20 protein-coding genes are annotated in these 19,379 nt (G+C 51.9%); 11 read left to right on the top strand and 9 right to left on the bottom strand.

All coding sequences use genetic code 11. The features are described 5' to 3' along the window. From OB13_RS09685 to OB13_RS09675, 3 genes are all read left to right on the top strand, one after another. The coding region (locus OB13_RS09685) for a DoxX family protein (protein WP_461489963.1) at window positions 1-313 on the top strand (313 nt) is incomplete at its 5' end. A 424-nt stretch (window positions 314-737) separates the two neighbouring features. Next, window positions 738-1,106, top strand: coding sequence for a hypothetical protein (locus tag OB13_RS09680; RefSeq protein WP_461489962.1), 369 nt, complete (start codon window positions 738-740; stop codon window positions 1,104-1,106). Between the two features lie 383 nt (window positions 1,107-1,489). Beyond that, window positions 1,490-2,467, top strand: a complete 978-nt coding sequence (locus OB13_RS09675; RefSeq protein ID WP_461489961.1) for a GlxA family transcriptional regulator — start codon at window positions 1,490-1,492, stop codon at window positions 2,465-2,467. Window positions 2,468-2,512: 45 nt separating this feature from the next. On the opposite strand, the gene OB13_RS09670 is transcribed toward OB13_RS09675, so the two are convergent. Together OB13_RS09670 and OB13_RS09665 are read right to left on the bottom strand one after the other, a co-directional pair. Then, window positions 2,513-2,974: a tellurite resistance TerB family protein gene (locus tag OB13_RS09670; RefSeq protein ID WP_461489960.1), complete on the bottom strand. Its 462-nt coding sequence runs from the start codon at window positions 2,972-2,974 to the stop codon at window positions 2,513-2,515. Between the two features lie 101 nt (window positions 2,975-3,075). Then, complete coding sequence (locus tag OB13_RS09665; protein WP_461489959.1) at window positions 3,076-3,882, bottom strand: alpha/beta hydrolase; 807 nt, start codon at window positions 3,880-3,882, stop codon at window positions 3,076-3,078. Window positions 3,883-4,202: 320 nt separating this feature from the next. Between OB13_RS09665 and OB13_RS09660 the strand changes: the two genes are divergently transcribed. Further along, window positions 4,203-5,357, top strand: a complete 1,155-nt coding sequence (locus OB13_RS09660; protein WP_461489958.1) for a zinc-dependent alcohol dehydrogenase — start codon at window positions 4,203-4,205, stop codon at window positions 5,355-5,357. Between the two features lie 12 nt (window positions 5,358-5,369). Continuing rightward, entirely contained in the window at window positions 5,370-5,867 is a 498-nt protein-coding gene (locus OB13_RS09655) for a hypothetical protein (protein WP_461489957.1), read from the top strand. Window positions 5,868-6,027: 160 nt separating this feature from the next. On the opposite strand, the gene OB13_RS09650 is transcribed toward OB13_RS09655, so the two are convergent. Then, a complete protein-coding gene (locus OB13_RS09650; protein WP_461489956.1) occupies window positions 6,028-7,176 on the bottom strand; it encodes an MFS transporter in 1,149 nt (382 codons plus the stop codon). Between the two features lie 215 nt (window positions 7,177-7,391). Here OB13_RS09650 and OB13_RS09645 point away from each other — a divergent pair, with 215 nt between their 5' ends. Beyond that, the gene (locus tag OB13_RS09645) at window positions 7,392-7,739 is read left to right on the top strand and encodes a hypothetical protein (RefSeq protein ID WP_461489955.1); all 348 of its coding nucleotides are present in this window, start codon (window positions 7,392-7,394) and stop codon (window positions 7,737-7,739) included. 65 nt (window positions 7,740-7,804) lie between these two features. On the opposite strand, the gene OB13_RS09640 is transcribed toward OB13_RS09645, so the two are convergent. Beyond that, complete coding sequence (locus OB13_RS09640; protein ID WP_461489954.1) at window positions 7,805-8,164, bottom strand: hypothetical protein; 360 nt, start codon at window positions 8,162-8,164, stop codon at window positions 7,805-7,807. A gap of 346 nt (window positions 8,165-8,510) precedes the next feature. On the opposite strand from OB13_RS09640, the gene OB13_RS09635 reads away from it, so the two are divergent. Genes OB13_RS09635 through OB13_RS09625 form a run of 3 tightly spaced genes read left to right on the top strand, consistent with a single transcriptional unit; the run spans window position 8,511 to window position 11,531 of the window. After that, window positions 8,511-9,593 (top strand): efflux RND transporter periplasmic adaptor subunit, encoded by a 1,083-nt coding sequence (locus tag OB13_RS09635; RefSeq protein ID WP_461489953.1) that lies wholly within the window; start codon window positions 8,511-8,513, stop codon window positions 9,591-9,593. Beyond that, entirely contained in the window at window positions 9,590-10,849 is a 1,260-nt protein-coding gene (locus OB13_RS09630; RefSeq protein ID WP_461489952.1) for an ABC transporter permease, read from the top strand. The genes OB13_RS09635 and OB13_RS09630 overlap by 4 nt, the downstream gene beginning before the upstream one ends. Window position 10,850: 1 nt before the next feature. Beyond that, entirely contained in the window at window positions 10,851-11,531 is a 681-nt protein-coding gene (locus OB13_RS09625) for an ABC transporter ATP-binding protein (RefSeq protein WP_461489951.1), read from the top strand. A 115-nt stretch (window positions 11,532-11,646) separates the two neighbouring features. Here OB13_RS09625 and OB13_RS09620 read toward each other — a convergent pair whose 3' ends face one another. Together OB13_RS09620 and OB13_RS09615 are read right to left on the bottom strand one after the other, a co-directional pair. Then, window positions 11,647-14,232 carry a PAS domain-containing protein gene (locus OB13_RS09620; RefSeq protein WP_461489950.1) on the bottom strand — a complete coding sequence of 862 codons (2,586 nt, stop codon included), beginning with the start codon at window positions 14,230-14,232 and terminating at the stop codon, window positions 11,647-11,649. 410 nt (window positions 14,233-14,642) lie between these two features. Further along, window positions 14,643-15,332, bottom strand: coding sequence for a hypothetical protein (locus OB13_RS09615; RefSeq protein ID WP_461489949.1), 690 nt, complete (start codon window positions 15,330-15,332; stop codon window positions 14,643-14,645). Between the two features lie 217 nt (window positions 15,333-15,549). Here OB13_RS09615 and OB13_RS09610 point away from each other — a divergent pair, with 217 nt between their 5' ends. After that, window positions 15,550-15,903, top strand: a complete 354-nt coding sequence (locus OB13_RS09610) for a DUF6152 family protein (protein WP_461489948.1) — start codon at window positions 15,550-15,552, stop codon at window positions 15,901-15,903. A gap of 2 nt (window positions 15,904-15,905) precedes the next feature. After that, a complete protein-coding gene (locus OB13_RS09605) occupies window positions 15,906-16,391 on the top strand; it encodes a DUF6644 family protein (RefSeq protein WP_461489947.1) in 486 nt (161 codons plus the stop codon). 68 nt (window positions 16,392-16,459) lie between these two features. Here OB13_RS09605 and OB13_RS09600 read toward each other — a convergent pair whose 3' ends face one another. The 3 genes from OB13_RS09600 to OB13_RS09590 form a co-directional block, all read right to left on the bottom strand. Further along, complete coding sequence (locus tag OB13_RS09600; protein WP_461489946.1) at window positions 16,460-16,831, bottom strand: hypothetical protein; 372 nt, start codon at window positions 16,829-16,831, stop codon at window positions 16,460-16,462. 188 nt (window positions 16,832-17,019) lie between these two features. Further along, window positions 17,020-17,829 carry a tRNA pseudouridine synthase A gene (locus OB13_RS09595; protein ID WP_461489945.1) on the bottom strand — a complete coding sequence of 270 codons (810 nt, stop codon included), beginning with the start codon at window positions 17,827-17,829 and terminating at the stop codon, window positions 17,020-17,022. Between the two features lie 47 nt (window positions 17,830-17,876). After that, window positions 17,877-18,914 carry a proline iminopeptidase-family hydrolase gene (locus OB13_RS09590; RefSeq protein ID WP_461489944.1) on the bottom strand — a complete coding sequence of 346 codons (1,038 nt, stop codon included), beginning with the start codon at window positions 18,912-18,914 and terminating at the stop codon, window positions 17,877-17,879. Window positions 18,915-19,379 lie beyond the last annotated feature (465 nt).

Genomic DNA, 19,379 nt, shown 5'->3' with positions numbered 1-19,379 from the left:
CGGCCAGACCGTGGAAATAGCCTCCATGATGGGGGTGGCTGGCATCATTGAACTGGTGGCAGGACTGATGATCGCCATTGGTTTGCTGGCCGACTGGGCAGCCTTTATTGCAAGTGGTGAAATGGCCGTGGCTTTTTTTATGGCCCACGTTCCGCAAGGCTGGAATCCGTTACTCAACCAGGGTGAAATGGCGCTGCTGTACTGCTTGCTGTTCCTTTATATGGCTGCACGTGGGGCTGGTATCTGGAGTGTGGATGCGGCCATGCGCCGGGGAAGGCGGGCCGAAGGTGACCTACATCCTCGCTATACCTAAGCTTTATCCTTAGCGCAGTCCTGGAGCCTGTCGCTGCCGTTTGCCTGTTCTGGCTTTGCAAATCCTCTGGCAGGTATAGCTCATATGCTTTGCTAAAATAATAGCGTTTGCTACACTCAGTTCAGCAGGCCGGGGCCATCAGCTATACCTGCAAGGGCAGTCAGCTGTTGCGAGGTATAGAAGTCCTCTGCTAAAAAGATGATAGTCCTCTTCGGAATGGATTCCGGATGGACCTGCACCGGGAAGCCAGCGCTTTTGTATCCAATCGGAAGGTATAAGGTGGATATGGGAGGTAAGCTGAATGGACCGAATCAGAATAAATGATCTTGCTTGCTAATAGCATTAGTAAATTAAGGCCATATTAAGAATAATCTGTAACAGGTGGTATTGTTTTGCGTATATAATTAGCAAAAAGCAAAATAATATGAAACTGAAAATAGATGAAAAGCCATTTCTGACGGAAGGCAGGCATGTGGTAAAGATCACGGAAGTGGAAGAAGGCCGGAGCGAAAACAAAGACATCCCGTTCATCAACTGCCGCCTCGAAAACGAAGAAGGTTTTGTGAACCAGCGCTTCTACCTGAGCGAGCCGGGACAGCCCATACTGGCCTCTTTCTTAAAAGCACTGGGTATAGACAAAGCCGAAGTAGACACCAAAGAGCTGAAGGGCAAGTCGCTATCCGTGGAGGTGGAAGAGCGCTCGTATGAGGATGCCGAAGGAAAGGAAAAAACTATCAAGCAGGCGACTCATTTCGAAGCGGTGGGGAAAGCAAATACCTCAGACCGTTTTTAAATAAGGTATAGAATTCAAAAAGGAGCGCTTGCGCTCCTTTTTGTTTTAGGTCAGTGAATGAAACACGACACCGCTCATTTCAAACAAACTAGTCTACAAATTCACCGGTTGAAAATTCTGCATTCATTGACCATCCACATTGAACCTGACTATTCACTATATAACCTGCTGACCGGTCGCCCTACCAATTAATCACTTTGGGAAGCAATCGGGAGACACATTTCCTAACAGACTACACCAACTTCCAGGCCTTTTGGTCCCCACCGTTGGGGTTGATTGCGAAAATAAAATCGTATACCTTAGAGCGCATGCTGAGAGCCTGAAAAAAGCTGAAAACAGCAACAGTAAAGGATGACAAGCAGATAAAAAAGCCACTACAACCGATGAAGCACATTTCGATTCTGGTACCCAAAGGAGCCGTTTTAGGCAGTGTGGAAGGCCCGCGACAGGTATTTACGGAAGTAAACAAATTACTGCGCAGCATGGGGAAGCCTGCTATGTTTGATGTGCAGCTGGTAGGGCTATCCGAGAACGTATCGGTGGCAGGGGGAATCTACACGGTGTATACCGATGTGGTAGCAAAGGACATTGTGAAAACCGACCTGATCATCATTCCTGCCCTGGATGGTGATATTCCGAAGGCGCTGGAGCACAATCAGGATTTCATACCCTGGATCATACAGCAGCATACCGCAGGGGCAGAGGTCGCCAGCCTGTGCCTGGGGGCTTTCCTGCTGGCCTCTACAGGATTGATCACCGGCAGGCAATGTGCCACACACTGGATGGCTGCCAACGACTTCCGGAAGATGTTCCCGGAGGTACACCTGGTAGAAGACAGCATCATTACCGATGAGCAGGGGATCTACTCCAGTGGTGGAGCTTTTTCATACCTGAATCTCATCTTATACCTGATTGAAAAATATGCCGGACGGGATGTCGCCATTTTTATGTCGAAGGCCTTCCAGATAGAGATAGAGCGCCACAGCCAGTCCCAGTTCATGATCTTCAAAGGGCAGAAGGAGCATGAAGACGACCAGATCCGCACCGCGCAGGAATTCATAGAGCAGAACTTCCAGGAAAAGATCACAGTGGATCAGCTGGCATCGATGCTCGCCCTGAGCCGCCGGAACCTGGAGCGCCGCTTCAAAAAAGCGACGGCCAACTCGATCGTAGAGTACATTCAGCGTGTCAAAATTGAGGCCGCCAAGATGAGCTTCGAAACCTCCCGCGACAATGTGAATGAGGTGATGTACCAGGTAGGCTACTCAGACCCAAAAGCGTTCCGGACAACCTTCAAACGCATCACCGGTTTATCGCCCGTGCAATACCGCAGCAGGTATAGCCGGGAGTTGGTGGGGTAGGTGCTGCTCCTTGTTTCAGGCAGGTATAGCTCTGGGCATTCTGAGTTAGGAGCACGCGTTGTCCTTGTTCAGGATCAGGATGACTTCTACAATCTGATGGGCTTGTGCGGCATCCAGATCTAACGCCGAGTACAGGTACTGGATCAGCTCTTCTTCCTTCTCGGTTACCACACAATCCGACAGCACCAGTTGGATGGTATGCCCAAATAAAGTAGCTCTGTTCTCAACCGCTACGTGGTCTACGGAGTTGTCGATGAGTAATTTGCTTCCGACCTGGGCATGCGCATAAAAAACTCTTTTGCTATACGCCATAATATCATGGCCGTCGAATAGCTTTTTGTCCGCCAGTGTTTGCGCCAGCTCTTCCAGTTCTTCATCCGACACATCATCATCTACCGCTATGCAGGCGTGCATGATGGCGATCCAGGCTTCCTGCTCATTTTGAGGTGTATAGGTATAGGTATCGGAGACATTTGATCTCCCTGTTGTGTTGAAAACCCCTTCCATTAATTTCAGTTTTATGCTTTTATAAGTAGGTACTTGGTAAACTTTGCTTTTGTTTTTACTTCCTGGAACGATCTCCCACAGCGGCCTCTCCTGGTATTTCCTCACTCGACACGCTCCAGCACATTTGCTAACTCCTTTTGATAAGCCGGGTTTTCGTTCATGCCGTTATGTCCCTGCCCTTTCAGCATGATCACCTGATCGGTGGGCTTAAGGTGCTGTCGCAGTTTTTCGGAAGAGCCGTGGTAAATGATCTCATCCCGGTCCCCATGAAACAGGACAACGGGCGCTGCAGTCTTTTCTATAAAACGGTAGGTGTCGAACTTATATTTTAACAGGAAGGCCGGCACGATGGGGTATAGATTTTTCATCAGGTCGCTGAGGCTGTAGTAGGGCGCCTGCAGGAGCAGCAGCCGGGGCTTGTTGGAGGCAGCCAGCATGGCAGCTGCTCCCGTTCCGATCGAATAACCGGCCACCACGATCCGGCTTTCGGCATACCTTGTTTTGAGCTGGTCGTAGGCTGCTTGCACATCTTCATAAAACTGCTTTTCGCTGCTGATAGTCCCCTCGCTTTTGCCGTAGCCCCGGTAGTCTAGTACAAAAATGTCATAGTTCAGATCGGTATACGTTTTGGCCACCCAACCCCAGGAAGCGACAGAACCCGCATTGCCGTGCAGGTAAAATACCAGCCCCTTGGGGGCAGCCACTTTGAAGAGCAGACCATGCAGTTTGGTCCCGTCTTTTGCCGGCACATACAGCTCCTCATACGCCTGCTCAAATTCGAACACATACCCCGGAGGCAGTTTCTCCGGAAAGAAGATCAGGCTCTCCTGCTGAAAAGATAAAAAGCTCATGAAGAGAAGGTATAGGATGACTAGAATGATCGCTGTCTTGACAATAAGCTTACGCAAGGTCTTGTGCTTAAGTATAATAGATACGCCTGTTTATACGGGACGGAAGTACAGTAAGTATAGGCAACATCCTGCATACCTCAGCACTGCAGAGAGGCTGTTTCCGGCGAAGTTTTACGAGTCGTCCGAACCCAGCAGAATAGAATAATATAAATATATAACTATCTGTAATAAGTGCAATTTTTGAAACTTTGATAGAGGAGATAAGTATTTAATTATCCGTGCTACAGGGGGCAGTTCCCAAGCAGGAGCCAGGACGCATGCCGGGAGTATGCGCCTCAATCAAAGTATGTTTCACTTAACAGGAAGGAATAAGTTATATGTTGGCAATGAACTACCGGGGTCCGCAACGGGTCCGTATTGACCAGAAACCTATGCCAAAAATACTGCATGAGCAGGACGCCATTGTGCGGGTGACCCGCTCCTGCATTTGCGGATCGGATCTCCACCTTTATAACGGCAACGTACCCGATACCCGCGTAGGTATGACCTTCGGGCATGAATTCATCGGGGTGGTGGAAGAGATCGGTTCAGCCGTTGAGAAGCTGAAAGTAGGCGATCAGGTGATCGTTCCCTTTAACATTGCCTGCGGGAAATGCCACTTCTGCAAGCAGGGACTTTTTGGCAACTGCCATGAATCCAACTCACAGGCGACAGCCGTGGGCGGCATCTTTGGCTATTCGCATACAGCCGGTGGCTACGAAGGCGGCCAGGCCGAATTTGTGCGGGTGCCTTACGCCAATGTCGGACCAACGGTGATACCCGAAGGTATGGATCCGGACGATGCCGTCCTGCTGACCGACGTGGTACCGACCGGCTACCAGGCCGCGGAAATGGGAGGTATACAACGAGGCGATACAGTGGTGGTATTCGGGGCTGGCCCTGTCGGCATTATGGCGGCAAGGTGTGCCTGGCTTTTTGGTGCCGGCCGTGTGATCGTCATTGACAAGGTGGAGTACCGGTTAGAGTTCGTCCGGAACTATGCAAACTGCGAAGCCTACAATTATGAGGAGATGGACGACCCTGTGGTATTTATCAAGAAAGCAACCGACTGGATGGGAGCCGACGTGTGCATCGATGCCGTAGGAGCAGAGGCCACAGGCAATACCATGCAAACCATCACCGGCCGGAAGCTGCTGTTGCAGGCAGGTTCCGCTACGGCACTGCACTGGGCCATCAACTCAGTTAAGAAAGGCGGAATTGTTTCGATTGTGGGTATCTACGGACCTACCGATAATCTCGTGCCGATCGGCAACGTCGTCAACAAGGGCATCACCATACGGGCCAACCAGGCTTCGGTAAAACGCCTGCTGCCGCGGTTGATTGACCATGTACAAAATGGAATCCTGAACCCGAAAGCGCTGATCACGCACCGCGTGCCGTTGGAGGATGTAGCCGATGCCTACCATATCTTCTCCGAGAAACTGGACAATTGCATCAAGCCCGTACTTATTCCACCATCAGCCAGATCGTAAAAGAGCCACATTATGGGAAAGACACCAAAAGATTACTCGCATATAAAAGGATGGGGAATAGACGCAGATCCCAAGAACGATCCTACCTACCCCATGAAACACCGTACCGACGCTGAGCAGGAAGGCTATAGCTGGGAGCGGCCGGCGCAACAGCCGATCAACGTCGAAGTGCTCCATTCCATCGAACGCCCCAACGTGACTGCCGTATTCGGAACCTCCACGCCGCCAAGTGGCCTGAGTGGTATGATCCGGCGCTTTGCTTTCAAGTACAGCGAAAACAGCTACCTGCACTGGCTGCCCCTGCTGCTGGCTGACCGGGTCAATGTGGTGGAAGGTGTGCTGGATGATTTCAGCCAGGGACAGGTGCCCAACATTTTTGCCGAAAAAGGCTGGAATGCAGATTGGAAATACAACCGGTCCGGCCTGATCACCAAAGTAGCCGTACTAGCTGCTGTAGCCACTGCAGCCGTTGTCCTGCTAAACCGGGGAAATAAGGAAGACGAGGACTAGCCGGCGGGCAGGTTTAGCAGCAGCTCTAAGAAATGCTAAAGGAAAGCCATCAGGTGCCATCTGTTCTGCGCGAACCGGATGGCACCTGATGGCTTTTTAGGTATACAAGGCAGCTCTAACTCTACCGTGCTTTGTTGCTTTGCAGGCGGGGCCCGCAAACCTAGACGGGCTGTTCGGATCTCTCCAGCTTAAAGAACATCCTGGAAATAGGAATGAGCATCATGCCGGCAAGAGCGAAAGCGATGAAGGATACCTTCAGGCTGAAAGCATGGGCCAGGTATCCGATCATCGGCGGGCCGATCAGCATACCGACTATACCAAAAGTGGCGATCAGGGAGATGGCTATACCTGGGGAATACTTTTTGGAAGCCCCGGCCAAGGTATAGGTCATCGGGATAACGGCTGCAGTACCAAACCCTACCAGTGAAAAGCCGATCATGGCCGGCCAGAAGCTGGGGAACACAATGGACAGGATGATGCCCGAAAATATCAGCCCGGCACTCAGCATATAGGTTGTGGACATACCGATCCGCTCGATGATCCGGTCGGAGACAAACCTGGAAAGCGCCATAAAGGACATAAATATCAGGTAGCCGGCCGTGAACACCTCCTCCTGGATCACCTGCTGAAAGTAGATCCCGCTCCAGTCAAACATGCCGCCTTCGCACACCGCCGCAAAGAACACCAGCAAGCCCAGGTATAGAATGTAGGGATCGGGCTTGCCGAAAGCCAGCCTGGTGCCGGCAGGAGACCGGTCGTTGCGCAGCAGGAACTGGTAAGACAGAAGGGCCACCAGGACCGACACAACCGAAACGCTCAGCAAATGGGGGAGCATGGCCACATCCAGGGAAACCAGCAGGGTGGTGAAGCCGACCCCCAGGATGCCGCCAGTGCTCCAAAGCCCATGAAAGGAGCCGTTGATTTTGCGGTCGTACTGTTTCTGCAGCGTAATAGCTTGTGTGTTCACGGAAATATTGAAGATCCGCATGGTTAGAGAGAACAGGAACAGAGCGATGATCAGGGCAAAGGAGGTGTTAGCCATTCCGATGAGGACCAGACAAAGCGAGTTCAGCAGGAAGGCCACGGCCAGAGGTACTCTGGTTTCGAACCGGGATACGAGCCAGCCCGATAGGGGAAGCCCGATCAACGAACTCACCGGCATGGTCAGCAGGATCGTGCCTAATTCCGCTTCATTCAGGTCTAAGGCTGACTTGATAGTAGGTATGCGGGAGGCCCAACTGGAAAAGTTAAATCCGGCAAGTAGAAAGAACAAACTAAGGGAGATGCGCTGTTTATTAATTAATTGCATTGAGGTAAAATAAAGGCACAAATATCCGCATTTTATTTCCATGTAGGGGAAATAAAATTTGCCGGCGCCTGCTTTTTAATACAAAAATAAGCCCTGTGAAGGAGTGGCAGGTATACGGCTGCATGCAGGCGGATGTGAAATTTGTGCCTGCTTCTTTCGTAGGAGCTGCGTATAAGGGGATGCTGTTTCAGCCCCTTAAAAACTAAATGACTCGGATGATGCAAGACAAAGAAGAACTCACGTCCATGGTCACTGTCCTCTCCAGGCTTCGCCAGGAAGGGTATGATCAGGATTTCAAAGTTTCAGAAGACGGGCGCCACTTGTGCACGCTCGACGAGAAAGAATGTTTTACGCCGGATCAGCTGCAGATCGTGAATTTTTACCGCTTTGAAGGAGAGTCCTACCCGGGTGATATGGCTATTCTCTATGTCGTGGAGACTGCAACCGGGGCAAAAGGAACGATCTCGGATGCCTACGGAACCTATGCAGATGAAACGGTAGATGACTTTATGAAGCAGGTTGAGGATATGGGAAAAGATATCGACCGGTCCAGCAGGTCCTGACCTTCTGTCTCCGCTGCGGCCGTGCGGGCTGTTTACTACGAGATCTGCCTACCTGAAAGCCAGTGCTAGCTGCGCGTAACCTGTTGTATCCAATTCACGGCTTCTATTTTATCAAAGAAGTACTTTATCTTTGGGCCGTCAAGGGCTTGTGGCGAAGCAGCAGGCATGTCTGTGTCCGGCTTTAATACATGCGCAATGTAGCGTACTCCCAGTCTGTGTGCTTCCTTGTCCCAGTCCGATTCTGTCAACTCCGCCAGCACTTCGGTGGATGCACTGTAAAACTCCTGCACATCATTGACAACCGCACCACATCCTTTCATCGCCAAAAGTTCAACCATGCTGTTTCTTACTTCTTTGATGCTTTCTTCCGGTGCGGTTCCTTTCCAGATAATAGAAAGGAAGGTATCACTCGAAAAATACCGCACAGTGCAATAGGTACGCCCAAGGCTGTTTTTAAAATGTCTGAATTCGTGCTCCATTGGTCTTAATCCAAAAATACTATATAAAGCTTGCACGCTGTATTGTGCCTGCAAAGATAACACAATACCGGTTAACAAAGGATTAAAATGCACATACGGTCAGGGAGAGCGCTATTGCAGGTACATCCAGGTAACAGGCCCGGTAAGCGAAAACTTAATCTTATTTGGTCGGTTGTAGGAGGGGCAAGCTTTTTGTCTTCAGGAATTCTCGGGATAAAGTATAATTTTTTGCCCTGCAAGAGTTAAATTTAAATCAAATAAAGAGGTGTTGCCCATTGTCCGACCTGATCCCATGAAACCATACCTGCTGTATGCCTTTGTTTTTCTGATTCTGGCTTCCTGCAAAGGAGAGCAGGAAAAGACAACGCCTACTGTCGAAAATATATCCGAATCCGTTTATGCCTCGGGCATCGTGAAGAGCAAGGACCAGCACCAGGTTTTCCCGACCGTCAGTGGCACCATACAGCAGATACTTGTGACCGAGGGAGATGTGGTGAAGCCGGGCGATCCGCTCCTCAAGGTAGAGAATACAGCAGCGCGCCTGAGCACCGAAAATGCCCGACTGGCTGCCGAATATGCCCGTGTCAGCGCCAACACCGAAAAGCTGAACGAGCTGCAGGAGGCCATCAACCTGGCCCGTATCAAAAAGCAGAATGATTCACTTTTGCTGGTCAGGCAGCGGAACCTGTGGGCCAACCAGATCGGCACCCGCGTCGAACTGGAGCAGCGGGAGCTGGGCTTTAAGAATTCAGTTACGGCCTACAAATCCGCGATTCTGCGCTACCAGGACCTGAAAAAACAGCTGGACTTCGCCGCCAGGCAATCGCAGAAGAACCTGCAGATCAGCCAGACCATGTCCGATGACTATACCGTGAAGAGCGAGCTCAGTGGCAAGGTATACAGTGTGCTGAAGGAGAAGGGGGAGATGGTCAGTCCGCAGAGCCCGGTCGCAGTGATCGGCGATGCCGATGAATTTATACTCGAGCTGCAGGTAGATGAGTACGACATAGCCCGCGTCAAGCCCGGACAGAAAGTACTGCTCAACCTGGATAGTTACAGAGGGCAGGTATTTGAAGCAAAGGTATACAAGATCAACCCGGCTATGAACGAAAGAACCCGGTCGTTTACCGTGGAAGCCAGTTTTGTGACCTCCCCGCCTGCGCTTTATCCCAACCTCACCACCGAAGCCAACATCATCATACAGGAGAAAGAAAATGCCCTCACCATCCCGCGCGACTACCTGCTCGAAGGCTCTTTTGTGCTGACAGAAGACGAGGAGAAAGTGCCGGTGAAAACTGGGCTCAAGGATTACCGGAAAGTAGAGATACTGGACGGGCTGACGAAAGAAAATGTGATTGTAAAACCTGTGCAATGAACAGTAAGCTCATCTTTGGGATAGCCCGGTCGCTGCTGCTGGCCCGCTGGGGACAAACCCTGGTGGCTGCCGTTGGCGTGACCTTCAGTATCGCCATGTTCATTACCCTGCTCGGTTTTATGAACGGGCTCAACGACATGCTCGATGGCCTGATCCTGAACCGCACGCCGCACGTGCGCCTCTACAACGAGATCAAGCCCAGCGAGAACCAGCCTGTCAATGCATCCTCCGAATACAGGGATTCCTACAATTTTATCAGTTCGGTCAAATCAGGTATAACCCGGCAGGAAATCTACAACAGCGGGCCCATCATGCAGGCGGTGAAGGAAGATGCGCGGGTATTAGGGGCAACTCCCAAACTCACGGCGCAGGTATTCTTCAACGAGGGCACCATCGATATTACCGGCATGATCAATGGCATCGACGTGGAAGAGGAAATGCGGCTCTTCAACTTCCGCGACTACGTGACAGCCGGTTCGGCCATCGACGCCAAGAACGTGGCAAACAGCATCATACTGGGCAAAGGCCTGGCTGATATCCTGGTGGCGGATATAGGGGATGTGGTGCAGGTAACGACGGTGCAGGGCGAGCGGTTCTCGCTCAAAGTGGTGGGATATTTCCAGTCGGGGATACAGGAGATCGACAAAGTGCAATGCTATGCCTCGCTTGGCACTACCCAGAAACTGCTGGGCAAACCGGCCAATTATTTTACCGATATCCAGATAAAACTCAACGACCTGGATCTGGCCCCTGCTGTTGCCCAGGAGTATGCGCATGTGTTTCGGATCGATGCGGAAGACATACAGACAGCCAATGCGCAGTTTGAAACAGGCAGCAATATCCGGACACTGATATCGTACGCGGTCGGGGTTACCTTACTCATCGTTTCGGGCTTTGGCATTTTCAATATCCTCAACATGATGATCTATGAGAAGATGGACTCGATTGCTATCCTGAAAGCCACGGGCTTTTCTGGCCGGGATGTCAACCTGGTCTTCCTGGTGATTGCCCTGAGCATTGGTTTTTTCGGAGGTATGGTGGGGCTGGTGGTTGGCTTTGTGCTCTCTGTTATCATCGACAGCATTCCCTTCAACACCGCCGCGCTGCCAACTATCAAAACCTACCCGGTCAACTACGACCCGGTGTACTACTTCATCGGGGGCTTCTTTTCGCTGATCACTACGTATTTTGCCGGTTTCTTCCCGGCACGGAAGGCCAGCAAAGTAGATCCGGTGGAAATAATCAGAGGGAAATAACATGCTCGAAACAATCTTGGAGGCCCGGCACATCAACAAGGAATTTCATGACCCGGTTACGGTGCAGGTGCTCACCGATATTACCTTCTCGATCAGCAAAGGCGAGTTCGTATCCGTCATTGGCAAGTCAGGCAGCGGCAAGTCCACGCTGCTCTACATCCTCTCCACCATGGATACCGATTATGAAGGCGAACTGCTCATAGACCAGGAACCGATGGGAGGCAGGACGGATGCCGAACTGGCCCGCATCCGGAACGAGAAGATCGGCTTTGTTTTCCAGTTTCATTACCTGCTCAACGAGTTTTCGGTGTTACGGAATGTGATGCTGCCCGGATTGAAACTGGGCAGGTACAGTGAAAAGGAAGTGGAGCACCGGGCCATGGAGCGCCTGAAGATGTTGGGGATTGGCCACCTGGCTAACAAAATGGCCTACCGGATTTCGGGCGGTGAAAAGCAGCGCGTTGCCATTGCCCGGGCACTCATCAACGATCCGCACATTGTCATGGGCGACGAGCCAACCGGCAACCTGGACACCAAGAACAGCGACATGGTGTTTGATATTTTCAAGGAGCTTGCCCAGGTGCACAACCAGACCCTGCTCATCGTCACCCACGACGAAGGTTTTGCCCAAAGCAGCGGGCGTATCATTGAGATGGAGGACGGCAGGATCATCCGCCATTAAGGTATAGCGCCGGCGTAAAGGTATAACTGCTCTTCCAGGAAGGCTCCGCTATACCTTATTTAAAAGCTTCGGGCCGGATGGCCCGATTATGAAAGCTGGCCTGGCCTCCCCGGGCTCATCTTTTGAAAAAGACGCTGAAGGTGGAGCCAACATTTTTCTGGCTTTGCACCTGGATCCTTCCCCCGGCATTCTCCACCATCTTTTTGACCATATAGAGCCCCACGCCGGAGCCTTCTACGTGGTCGTGCAGGCGGCCGAACATCGTGAAGAGTTTCTGGTCCCGGGTCAAGTCCATCCCCAGTCCATTATCCTGTACAGTCAGTACCGTGTACTCGGCCTCTGGCTTGCAGGAAATACGTATTTCCGGTTTCCGGTCGGGAGCGCGGTATTTAATTGCATTTGACAGCAGGTTATACACGACAGAGCGCAGGTTCTTAATGGAGAAGCTGATGCCCGGGCAGGCACCGGTGTCAATATCCAACTGCACGTCGGCCGATTTCAACTGATCCGAAATATCCAGCAGTACTTCCCGTATCACATCCGAAATATCGATCAGCACAGCTTCCTGGTTGTGTTCTTTTTGCAGTTTGGTCACTTCTGTCAGGTGGTCGATCGTGCGCTTGAAGCGTTCAATGGAATCCTGGATCATACCCGTGACGCCTTCCAGCCCTTCTGCTGCCAGCAACTCGTGCGGCAGGGACTGGATGAGGATGCGCATCAGCCCCTCAATGTTGGTGATAGGCGCTTTGAGATCATGGGAAGCTGCGTAAATGAAGTTGTCCAGGTCCACATTGATGCGAATGAGCTGCTCATTGGCGATGCTCAGCTCCTGGGCCATGGCTTTGGCCTGCAGGGCACTTTTTTCTACCGTTCTTCTGGCTTCTACCTGCTCGGTCACATCGCTGACCAACGTATAGAAGCCTTCGACCTGTCCGTTCCGGATATCGGGCACATAACTGGTGCTGATGTATTTTACAAAGTCCTCCCGGTATGGCATCCTGGATTCGAAGTTCAGCCGCTCCCCGGCCAGCGCCCGGGCGATGTATCCTTTCACACCCTGGTAGGCTTTTTCGCCCACCACTTCGCGCACAGGCCGGCCCAGCAGGTCTGCCGGATTCTGGTTAAACCATGCCTCATACGCTTTGTTGGCAAACCGGTATTTCTCTTCCTTGTCCAGGTAGCCGATCAGCACGGGCAGCGCGTCCGTAATCAGCAACAAACGTTCGGCACTTTGTTCAACTGCCTTTCGCGCTTCTACCTGTTCTGTCACTTCATACACAAAAATGATAATGCCGTCTACCTGGCCTGCTTCATCCCGGCGTGCCTGTAGGGTGTAATTAAAATAACGGTCTTCTATAGGGCCGTCCTCGTAGCGTGCTACCGGAATCAGCTCCTCTTTTTTCTCGAACGTCTTCCCGGTCCGATACACGTGCCGCAAAGCATCTGCAAACGGATGGGCAGCCAGCTCATGGAGTGCTTCTCCCAGCAACGGATTACCTAGAAGTGTACGACCCGGTAACAGCTGCTGATAAGCAGGGTTAACGAATTCATACCGGAAGTCCGCTCCGCTGAGAATACAGATAGGAGCTGCTGCCTGCGTGAAAAGCTGTTGCAGACGGTTGCGCTCACTTTCGATTTCAGCTTTTGCCAGTTGCAACTCCTGGGTCCGGTCCGCTACTCGTATTTCGAGCTCCCGGTTCAGGATCTGAAGTGCATCCTGTGCCTGGAGCAGTTCCTCGTTGATGGCCCGCAATTCTTCGTTTGATGCCGAGACCTCGTTGTTGGCTTCCGCCAGCTGGTTGTAGAGTTTGCGAAGCTCCCTTTCGCTCTTTTCGACCTGATTTCGGGCTACCACCAGCTCGGTCACCTCGACGGCTACGTTGAATACACCCAGCAGATCGCCTTGCCCGTTGTAGAGGGGCTGGTAGATAAAGTTGTAGTAATTGGTTTCCAGTTTGCCCGCGCGCAGCATCCGGGCGGGTGTTTCTTTGCCTATGAACGGTATACCTGTGGTGTATACCTCCCGGATGAGCCGGTCAAAATCCTGGCCCTCCAGTTCCGGAAGCGCCTGCATCAGCGGCTTACCCAGTACCTGTTCGGATGTCCGGCCCCAGATGCGGCACATAAAAGGGTTGGCCATCGCGATCACCTGGTCCGTGCCCTTGTACAAACTCATCGCGACCGGTGCCTGATCCAGCAGGGCCTGAAGCAGGCTGCGTTGCAGTTGGGCTTCTGCCAACGCTGCCCCCTCGCTTTGCTGGCTGGTTTTGGCCGGGGCAGTGGCATCCTGGTCGGCTGCGTCCTGTTGTTGCCTCTGTTGAATGCGTTCGGTGATGTCTTCCAGCTTATGGATGATATAGAGCACATTTCCTGCGCTATCCAAAACAGGCGTATTGGAAGGAAGCCAGTATTTTTCCAGGGCCCCTGCCTGTCCGGGTTGTGTGACATCATAGCGCTGATGCCCCATCTGGTGGGGCTGCTTCCGGTCGAGCACCCATTCCAGAGATCGTCTGAGATTGTCCGACGCATTCAGATCGGGGTGCGCCGCATGGGCAGGAAATACGTCAGACAAAGATTTCCCCTGGATGTCTTTGCGCGCTTTGTACGTAGCCTTCAGGTATGCGTCACTGGCTGTGAGAATGATCAGATCAGGAGACAGGATCAGGTATAGATCGGGTACGGATTCAAAAACCTGAAGCATCTCTTGTGAAAGGGGGGAGGCATATTTCATTCTTAGCTTTGATTTGGTCGGAGCGGATGCCGTGCAGAACACGGTTGGCTCAGGATTTAGCTATACGGTTTATGGATTGGGCTCAGGCTGCTCTTTTACTGATAAACGCTTTCCGGAAATTTTCTGCGCCTAACCACTGCCTGCTTTTTCTCGTCCGAAAGCCTCCTAGTAAGTAAGCATACAAAAAAAAACAGAGATTTGTTTGAAAGAAAAACTTCCTGTTGAAAGATAAGGAATGTTTAGATGTCCTGTAGCTGTCTGGAGGCCTTTTGGAAAGATTTAATTAACAATGCCGGGCAAATAAAACAGCCCGGGCGAAGTTTTGAGAAACCCTGCTGCCCTGGGAACCGGATGCGTTTCACCGGACAGGTATGCCGTACTTACGCTTCAGGCTCCTCCTCCGGTCGCTCTCCTGCCTCGCCCAGCCATTCCTCCACGATCCCTTGTTGCGCTTCTTCATAGATGAGCTCGCCTTTCATCAGAAATTTGTTTGCATCCAGTAGCACCTCGTAAATGGGGGTATGGATGTGTTTGGGGATCTTGTACAGGCGCGGATCGTTTTTGTCAAAAGGGGTGGATACCTTGGATTGATAGAGGTAGGGAAGGAGCGTTTTGGAGCAACTGATGGCGATGCGGTGCACCTCGTGCTCCCCGAAGTACTCCTGAAGCCTTTCGTTGATGTTCTCAAAGAATTCGACCGTTTCTCCCAGCCGCACCCTGGAACCCGCCCGGGATTTGCCTTTGGTTTTGAGGTATTTTATCTGGCTCTTTCCCTGCTTTTTTCGCACCATGTAGGAGCGGAACACTTTGTGGCCCAGGTTGATGCCGTTTTCAAAATACCCCATCGCGCAGTTTCCTGCCTGGATCAGCAGTACCACATAATTCACCTGGTCTGCTACTATACCTGGCGGAGGGAGCACCAGGGGCAAGCGGAAGTATAGCTGCTCACGACCGGCTTCATCGGGGAGCACCAGCCGGTGTTTATCGGCTTCATACACAGTGGGCAGCGCGGCAGCCTGCAGCCTGCGAAGCAATTGGACGGACAGCTCTTTCGATAAAAAACGGTTCATGGAGTAGGGAGCTAAGGCCGTGAAAATAATCAAAATGCGGGTAACTCTGCTGTTCAGCCTGTAGAAAGTACCTGTATCCCAGGAGTCGTTTCAGTCGGCGTACGTTGCAGGTATAGCAGGCAGAAAAGCAGCTGCAGATGGGCAAGGATTTCCGGTGTACCCTTCTGCCTTGGGATACGTTTTTACATAAGTTGTTGTACCTGTTAACTTTATGTTTATGGCCTTACCGATCAACCTGCTGCTGGCGCTGCTTTTTCCATTGTCAATGGCTGTTTCCCTGCTCCATCACGGATGGGCAAACTACGACCAGACCAAAGAACTGGACTATACCGGCCTGGTGCAGAAAATAACGTTTGAAAACCCACATGGCATCCTGACGCTGGAGCATGAGGGTATGACCTGGACGGTTGTGTTAGCCCCTCCGAGCAGAATGACGGCCCGCGGACTAACAAAAGAGATGCTCCAACCCGATGATTCGGTGCGGGTAGTGGGCTATCCGCACAAGGAGGTGAAGGACGAGATGCGCGCCGAGCGGATCTTTGTGCGGGGTAAAAAAATCGAGCTTCGCTAGGGGTGGCTTCGACGATCGCCGGGCTGCTGCAGTGGCTGGAAGATACCTCGCTGGCAGCTGCTATCCGGCAGTCTTCGTGGTTGTATCCCTTCCTGGAGATCGTGCACATTGTGGGCATTGTGTTGCTGGTAGGAGCCGCCTTCCTCTTCGACCTGCGCCTGCTGGGTTTCTCCCGCACCCTGCCCGTTCCCGACTTAGCGCATCACCTGCTGACCTGGTCCCGAAGAGGGCTATACCTGATCGTTCCTTCCGGTCTGCTTTTGTTCAGCACCAATGCGGTTGAGCTGGCAGCCGACCCTGTTTTCCACCTGAAGATGCTCCTGCTGCTGGCAGGGGGAATCAATGCAGGCCTGTTTCATCGGTTTCTCTTTCCGGATACGCCCGGGTGGCAGGGCAGGTCAACGCCGGGGGCAGCCAAAGCGGTAGCCGTTTGCTCCATTGTAGTGTGGCTGGCCGTCATTGCCTGCGGGCGCCTGCTAGCCTATTGAAACAGGTATAGCCGGACAGGTGCCTGCTCGGAAATACCAATTAACACGGAGGAAGCTGCCGGCTTGTGTCAGCCCGTAACCGGAAGCTTTACCTGTCCCAGTGCATCAATTATTTTCGAAGCTTTTTCTGTGTCGTACTGGTTGCGGATGGCTTCTTCGTTTATCACAAAACTGGGTGCGGCCGGATCTCCGTCGATGGTATAGGCGGGGGCATTTCCCTGCAGGTTATCCTCATTTTCGGCTTCAGGCTCGATGCTTTTTATCAAAGTCCGGGCACGATAATCGAGTGCAGTCCGGATAAGGTGTTCAGCATCCGACCCGTTTCGGAACCGATCCGGAAACTGCGTTTTGGCTTCTTTTGTGATGACCTCAGGCTCCAGTTCGTTCACCTCGCATACCTGGTGAAACACAGCCATCTCTTTGTCGAGTTGTTCTTCCATAGTTCAGCGTTTGAATAGCTCTACTTACGCAGAAGCGAAGGCCAAAGTCATGGGGGAAGTTGATTTTATGAAGGGGTGGCAGGTATAGCAGCGAAGTCTGCAGCAAAAGTGCAGCAGGTGGGTAACTTTGCAACTTGTCACAAAGTAGCACGCGTGTTAAGGTATGGAGCAGAAGCCTGCTTGCTTTCTCAAACTGCCAGCCAGTCGGCATCCGTTTGATTGTGGAGTATAGCTGAAAAGGAACTGCGCGGCGGAAGGTCCAGGTAAGTATAGGTTACCTTCGAGAGGTATAGTCCCTGCGGATAGGCCGGCGTAAGGGCTTTCGGGGCATTTTCAGTGGCCAGGTAACTTTCAAACTCATCAAGAGACAGGGCGCCTGTACCTACCTGAAGCAGTTTACCCACTACAATCCGGATCATCCGGCCCAGGAACCTGTTGGCCGAGATCCGGAAGCGTAACCGATCGCCGTTTCTGTCAGCCAGCCACCTGGCTTCCGTGATGTGACAGATGGTGCTGTCCTGTTCGGCCGGCGTGATGCAGAAAAACCTGTAGTCGCTGTAGAGGGGGAGCAGGGCAGCGGCTGCTTTCATGGCATCCAGGTCCAGGTGGCGGAACAGGTAGAGGGAGCTTACATCATTCAGAAACGGGTCTTTGTAGGTATGGATAAAATAATCATAGCTTCTGCTGGTCGCATCGAACCGGGCATGGGGCAGGCCTTCCATCGGGATGATGTCGAAGACGGCAATGTCGGGTGGTAAAACTTTATTCAGCCGGAAAAGCATGTCAAATTCCCAGGGTTCCTCTACATCGAGGTGGAAGAAAAACTGGCTGGCATGTACCTGGGCATCCGTTCTGCCGCAGCCCACGATCGCAACCGGATGCTTGAGGATTTGTTTCAGGCTGTTTTCGATGGTTTGCTGCACATTGACGCCGTAAGGGTGACGCTGCCAGCCTCTGTAATTGGTTCCGTTATAGCCTATATGAAAAAAGTATCGCAATGCCGCCTTCAGGTTAGTCTTATGCTGTGATCAGGTATGCAAGTACGTTATTTTTGTAAGTCACCCCTGTCTACCTCCCGCATAAATTTTATCAGCCCTTCAAAGTACCGCTGCTGATCGTCGTACATCGCCATGTGGCTTCCGTCCGGGCAATGCAGGTATCGGCCATTCGGAAGTTGATCGGCCATCCATTGCATGTACGCCGGATCCATGGTGTCATGTTGGCCACCAATGGTCAGTGTGGGTACTTTTATCTGAGGAAGATCTGCAGACCGGCTCCAGTTTTTCAGCGTAGCATTTCCCCTGATTCCGAATTCGCTGGGGCCCTGCATCTGCACGTATATTTTCTGGTTGATGTGGTTGATCATGCGCACCGCTGGCTCGGGCCATTGCTCAAAGGGCTTGCGTAAAGCATGTTCGGTATAAAAGTTCGGCAGCAGCAGCTCCATATACCTGGGGTTAGCGAAGTCATCATTCGCTTCGATCTGCAGCAGCTCGGCCAGCACTTCCGGTTTCATTTGCGGACCCAGTACTTCATCGGCATATTTGTTGTATGCGGGTATATCCGACATCATATTCGAAATGATCAGCCCCCTGAGGTGCTCCTGGTACTTTAGGGCATACTCGATGGCCAGAATGCCACCCCAGGAATGCCCCAGCAGGTAAAAGTTACTCTTATCCAGTTGAAGTGCCTGGCGTACCTGCTCTACCTCCTCTACAAAGCGGGCTGTTTCCCAGAGGATGGTGTCGTCCGGCTGATCGCTGTAATGGGAGCCCAGCTGGTCGTAGTAATAATACTCAATACCGGCCTTTGGCAGAAAGCTGTCGAAGCACTCAAAGGCTTCGTGCGTACCACCAGGTCCTCCGTGGAGCAGCAGCAATTTTATCTTTGGGTTATTGCCCACCCGCTTCGTCCAGACCTTGAATTCCCCGGCAGGCGTCGTGATCGGGATCATCCGGACGCCTCCGCTCCATTCATCGACCCGGCCCGAGCTGTCCAGGTACTCGCTCGAAGAAGGAAGGTCATTGCCTGCAGCCGCGGATTCGTCAGGCGACAAGCGCCGATTCAAAAGGGAAGATTTCATCGTTTTATAGCGTTAGGGGAGGTATAGAGAGATACTCTATTTAAGGGAAATTGTTTGTGTCGGTGAATGTCGCTATTGCATTTTCTAGAATAAGTAATTGTTTGGGTTAACACTTCATTACTAGAGATTCTGCACGGTTACAGCTCCGGATCCAACCACCCCTGCACCTCCTTATCCAAGGAGGGGAGCCTGTTCCTGCTATAGCTACAGTTCTTGTTTTATAGCTGCTGAGTAGTCATCCCCCTGCCCCCTTCGGAGGGGGACTTCAGGCTACTGCCTTATAACTGTTATTTCGAACGGCAGTGAGAAATCTGGATGATACCTATAGCTTGTATCAGATTTCTCCCGTTGGTCGAAATGACAACAAGAACAGGTATAGCCAGACTACCTTAAAACAGTTGCTACAAAGGTATAGCTTGAGCCAAGTGCGCCGGAGACGATTTTGTGTTTGAGCGTTCAGCGAGT

The organism is Pontibacter sp. HJ8 (assembly GCF_054824225.1).
Note: the sequence above shows the minus strand (reverse complement) of the source record. Positions and strands in the feature narration are given on the sequence as shown.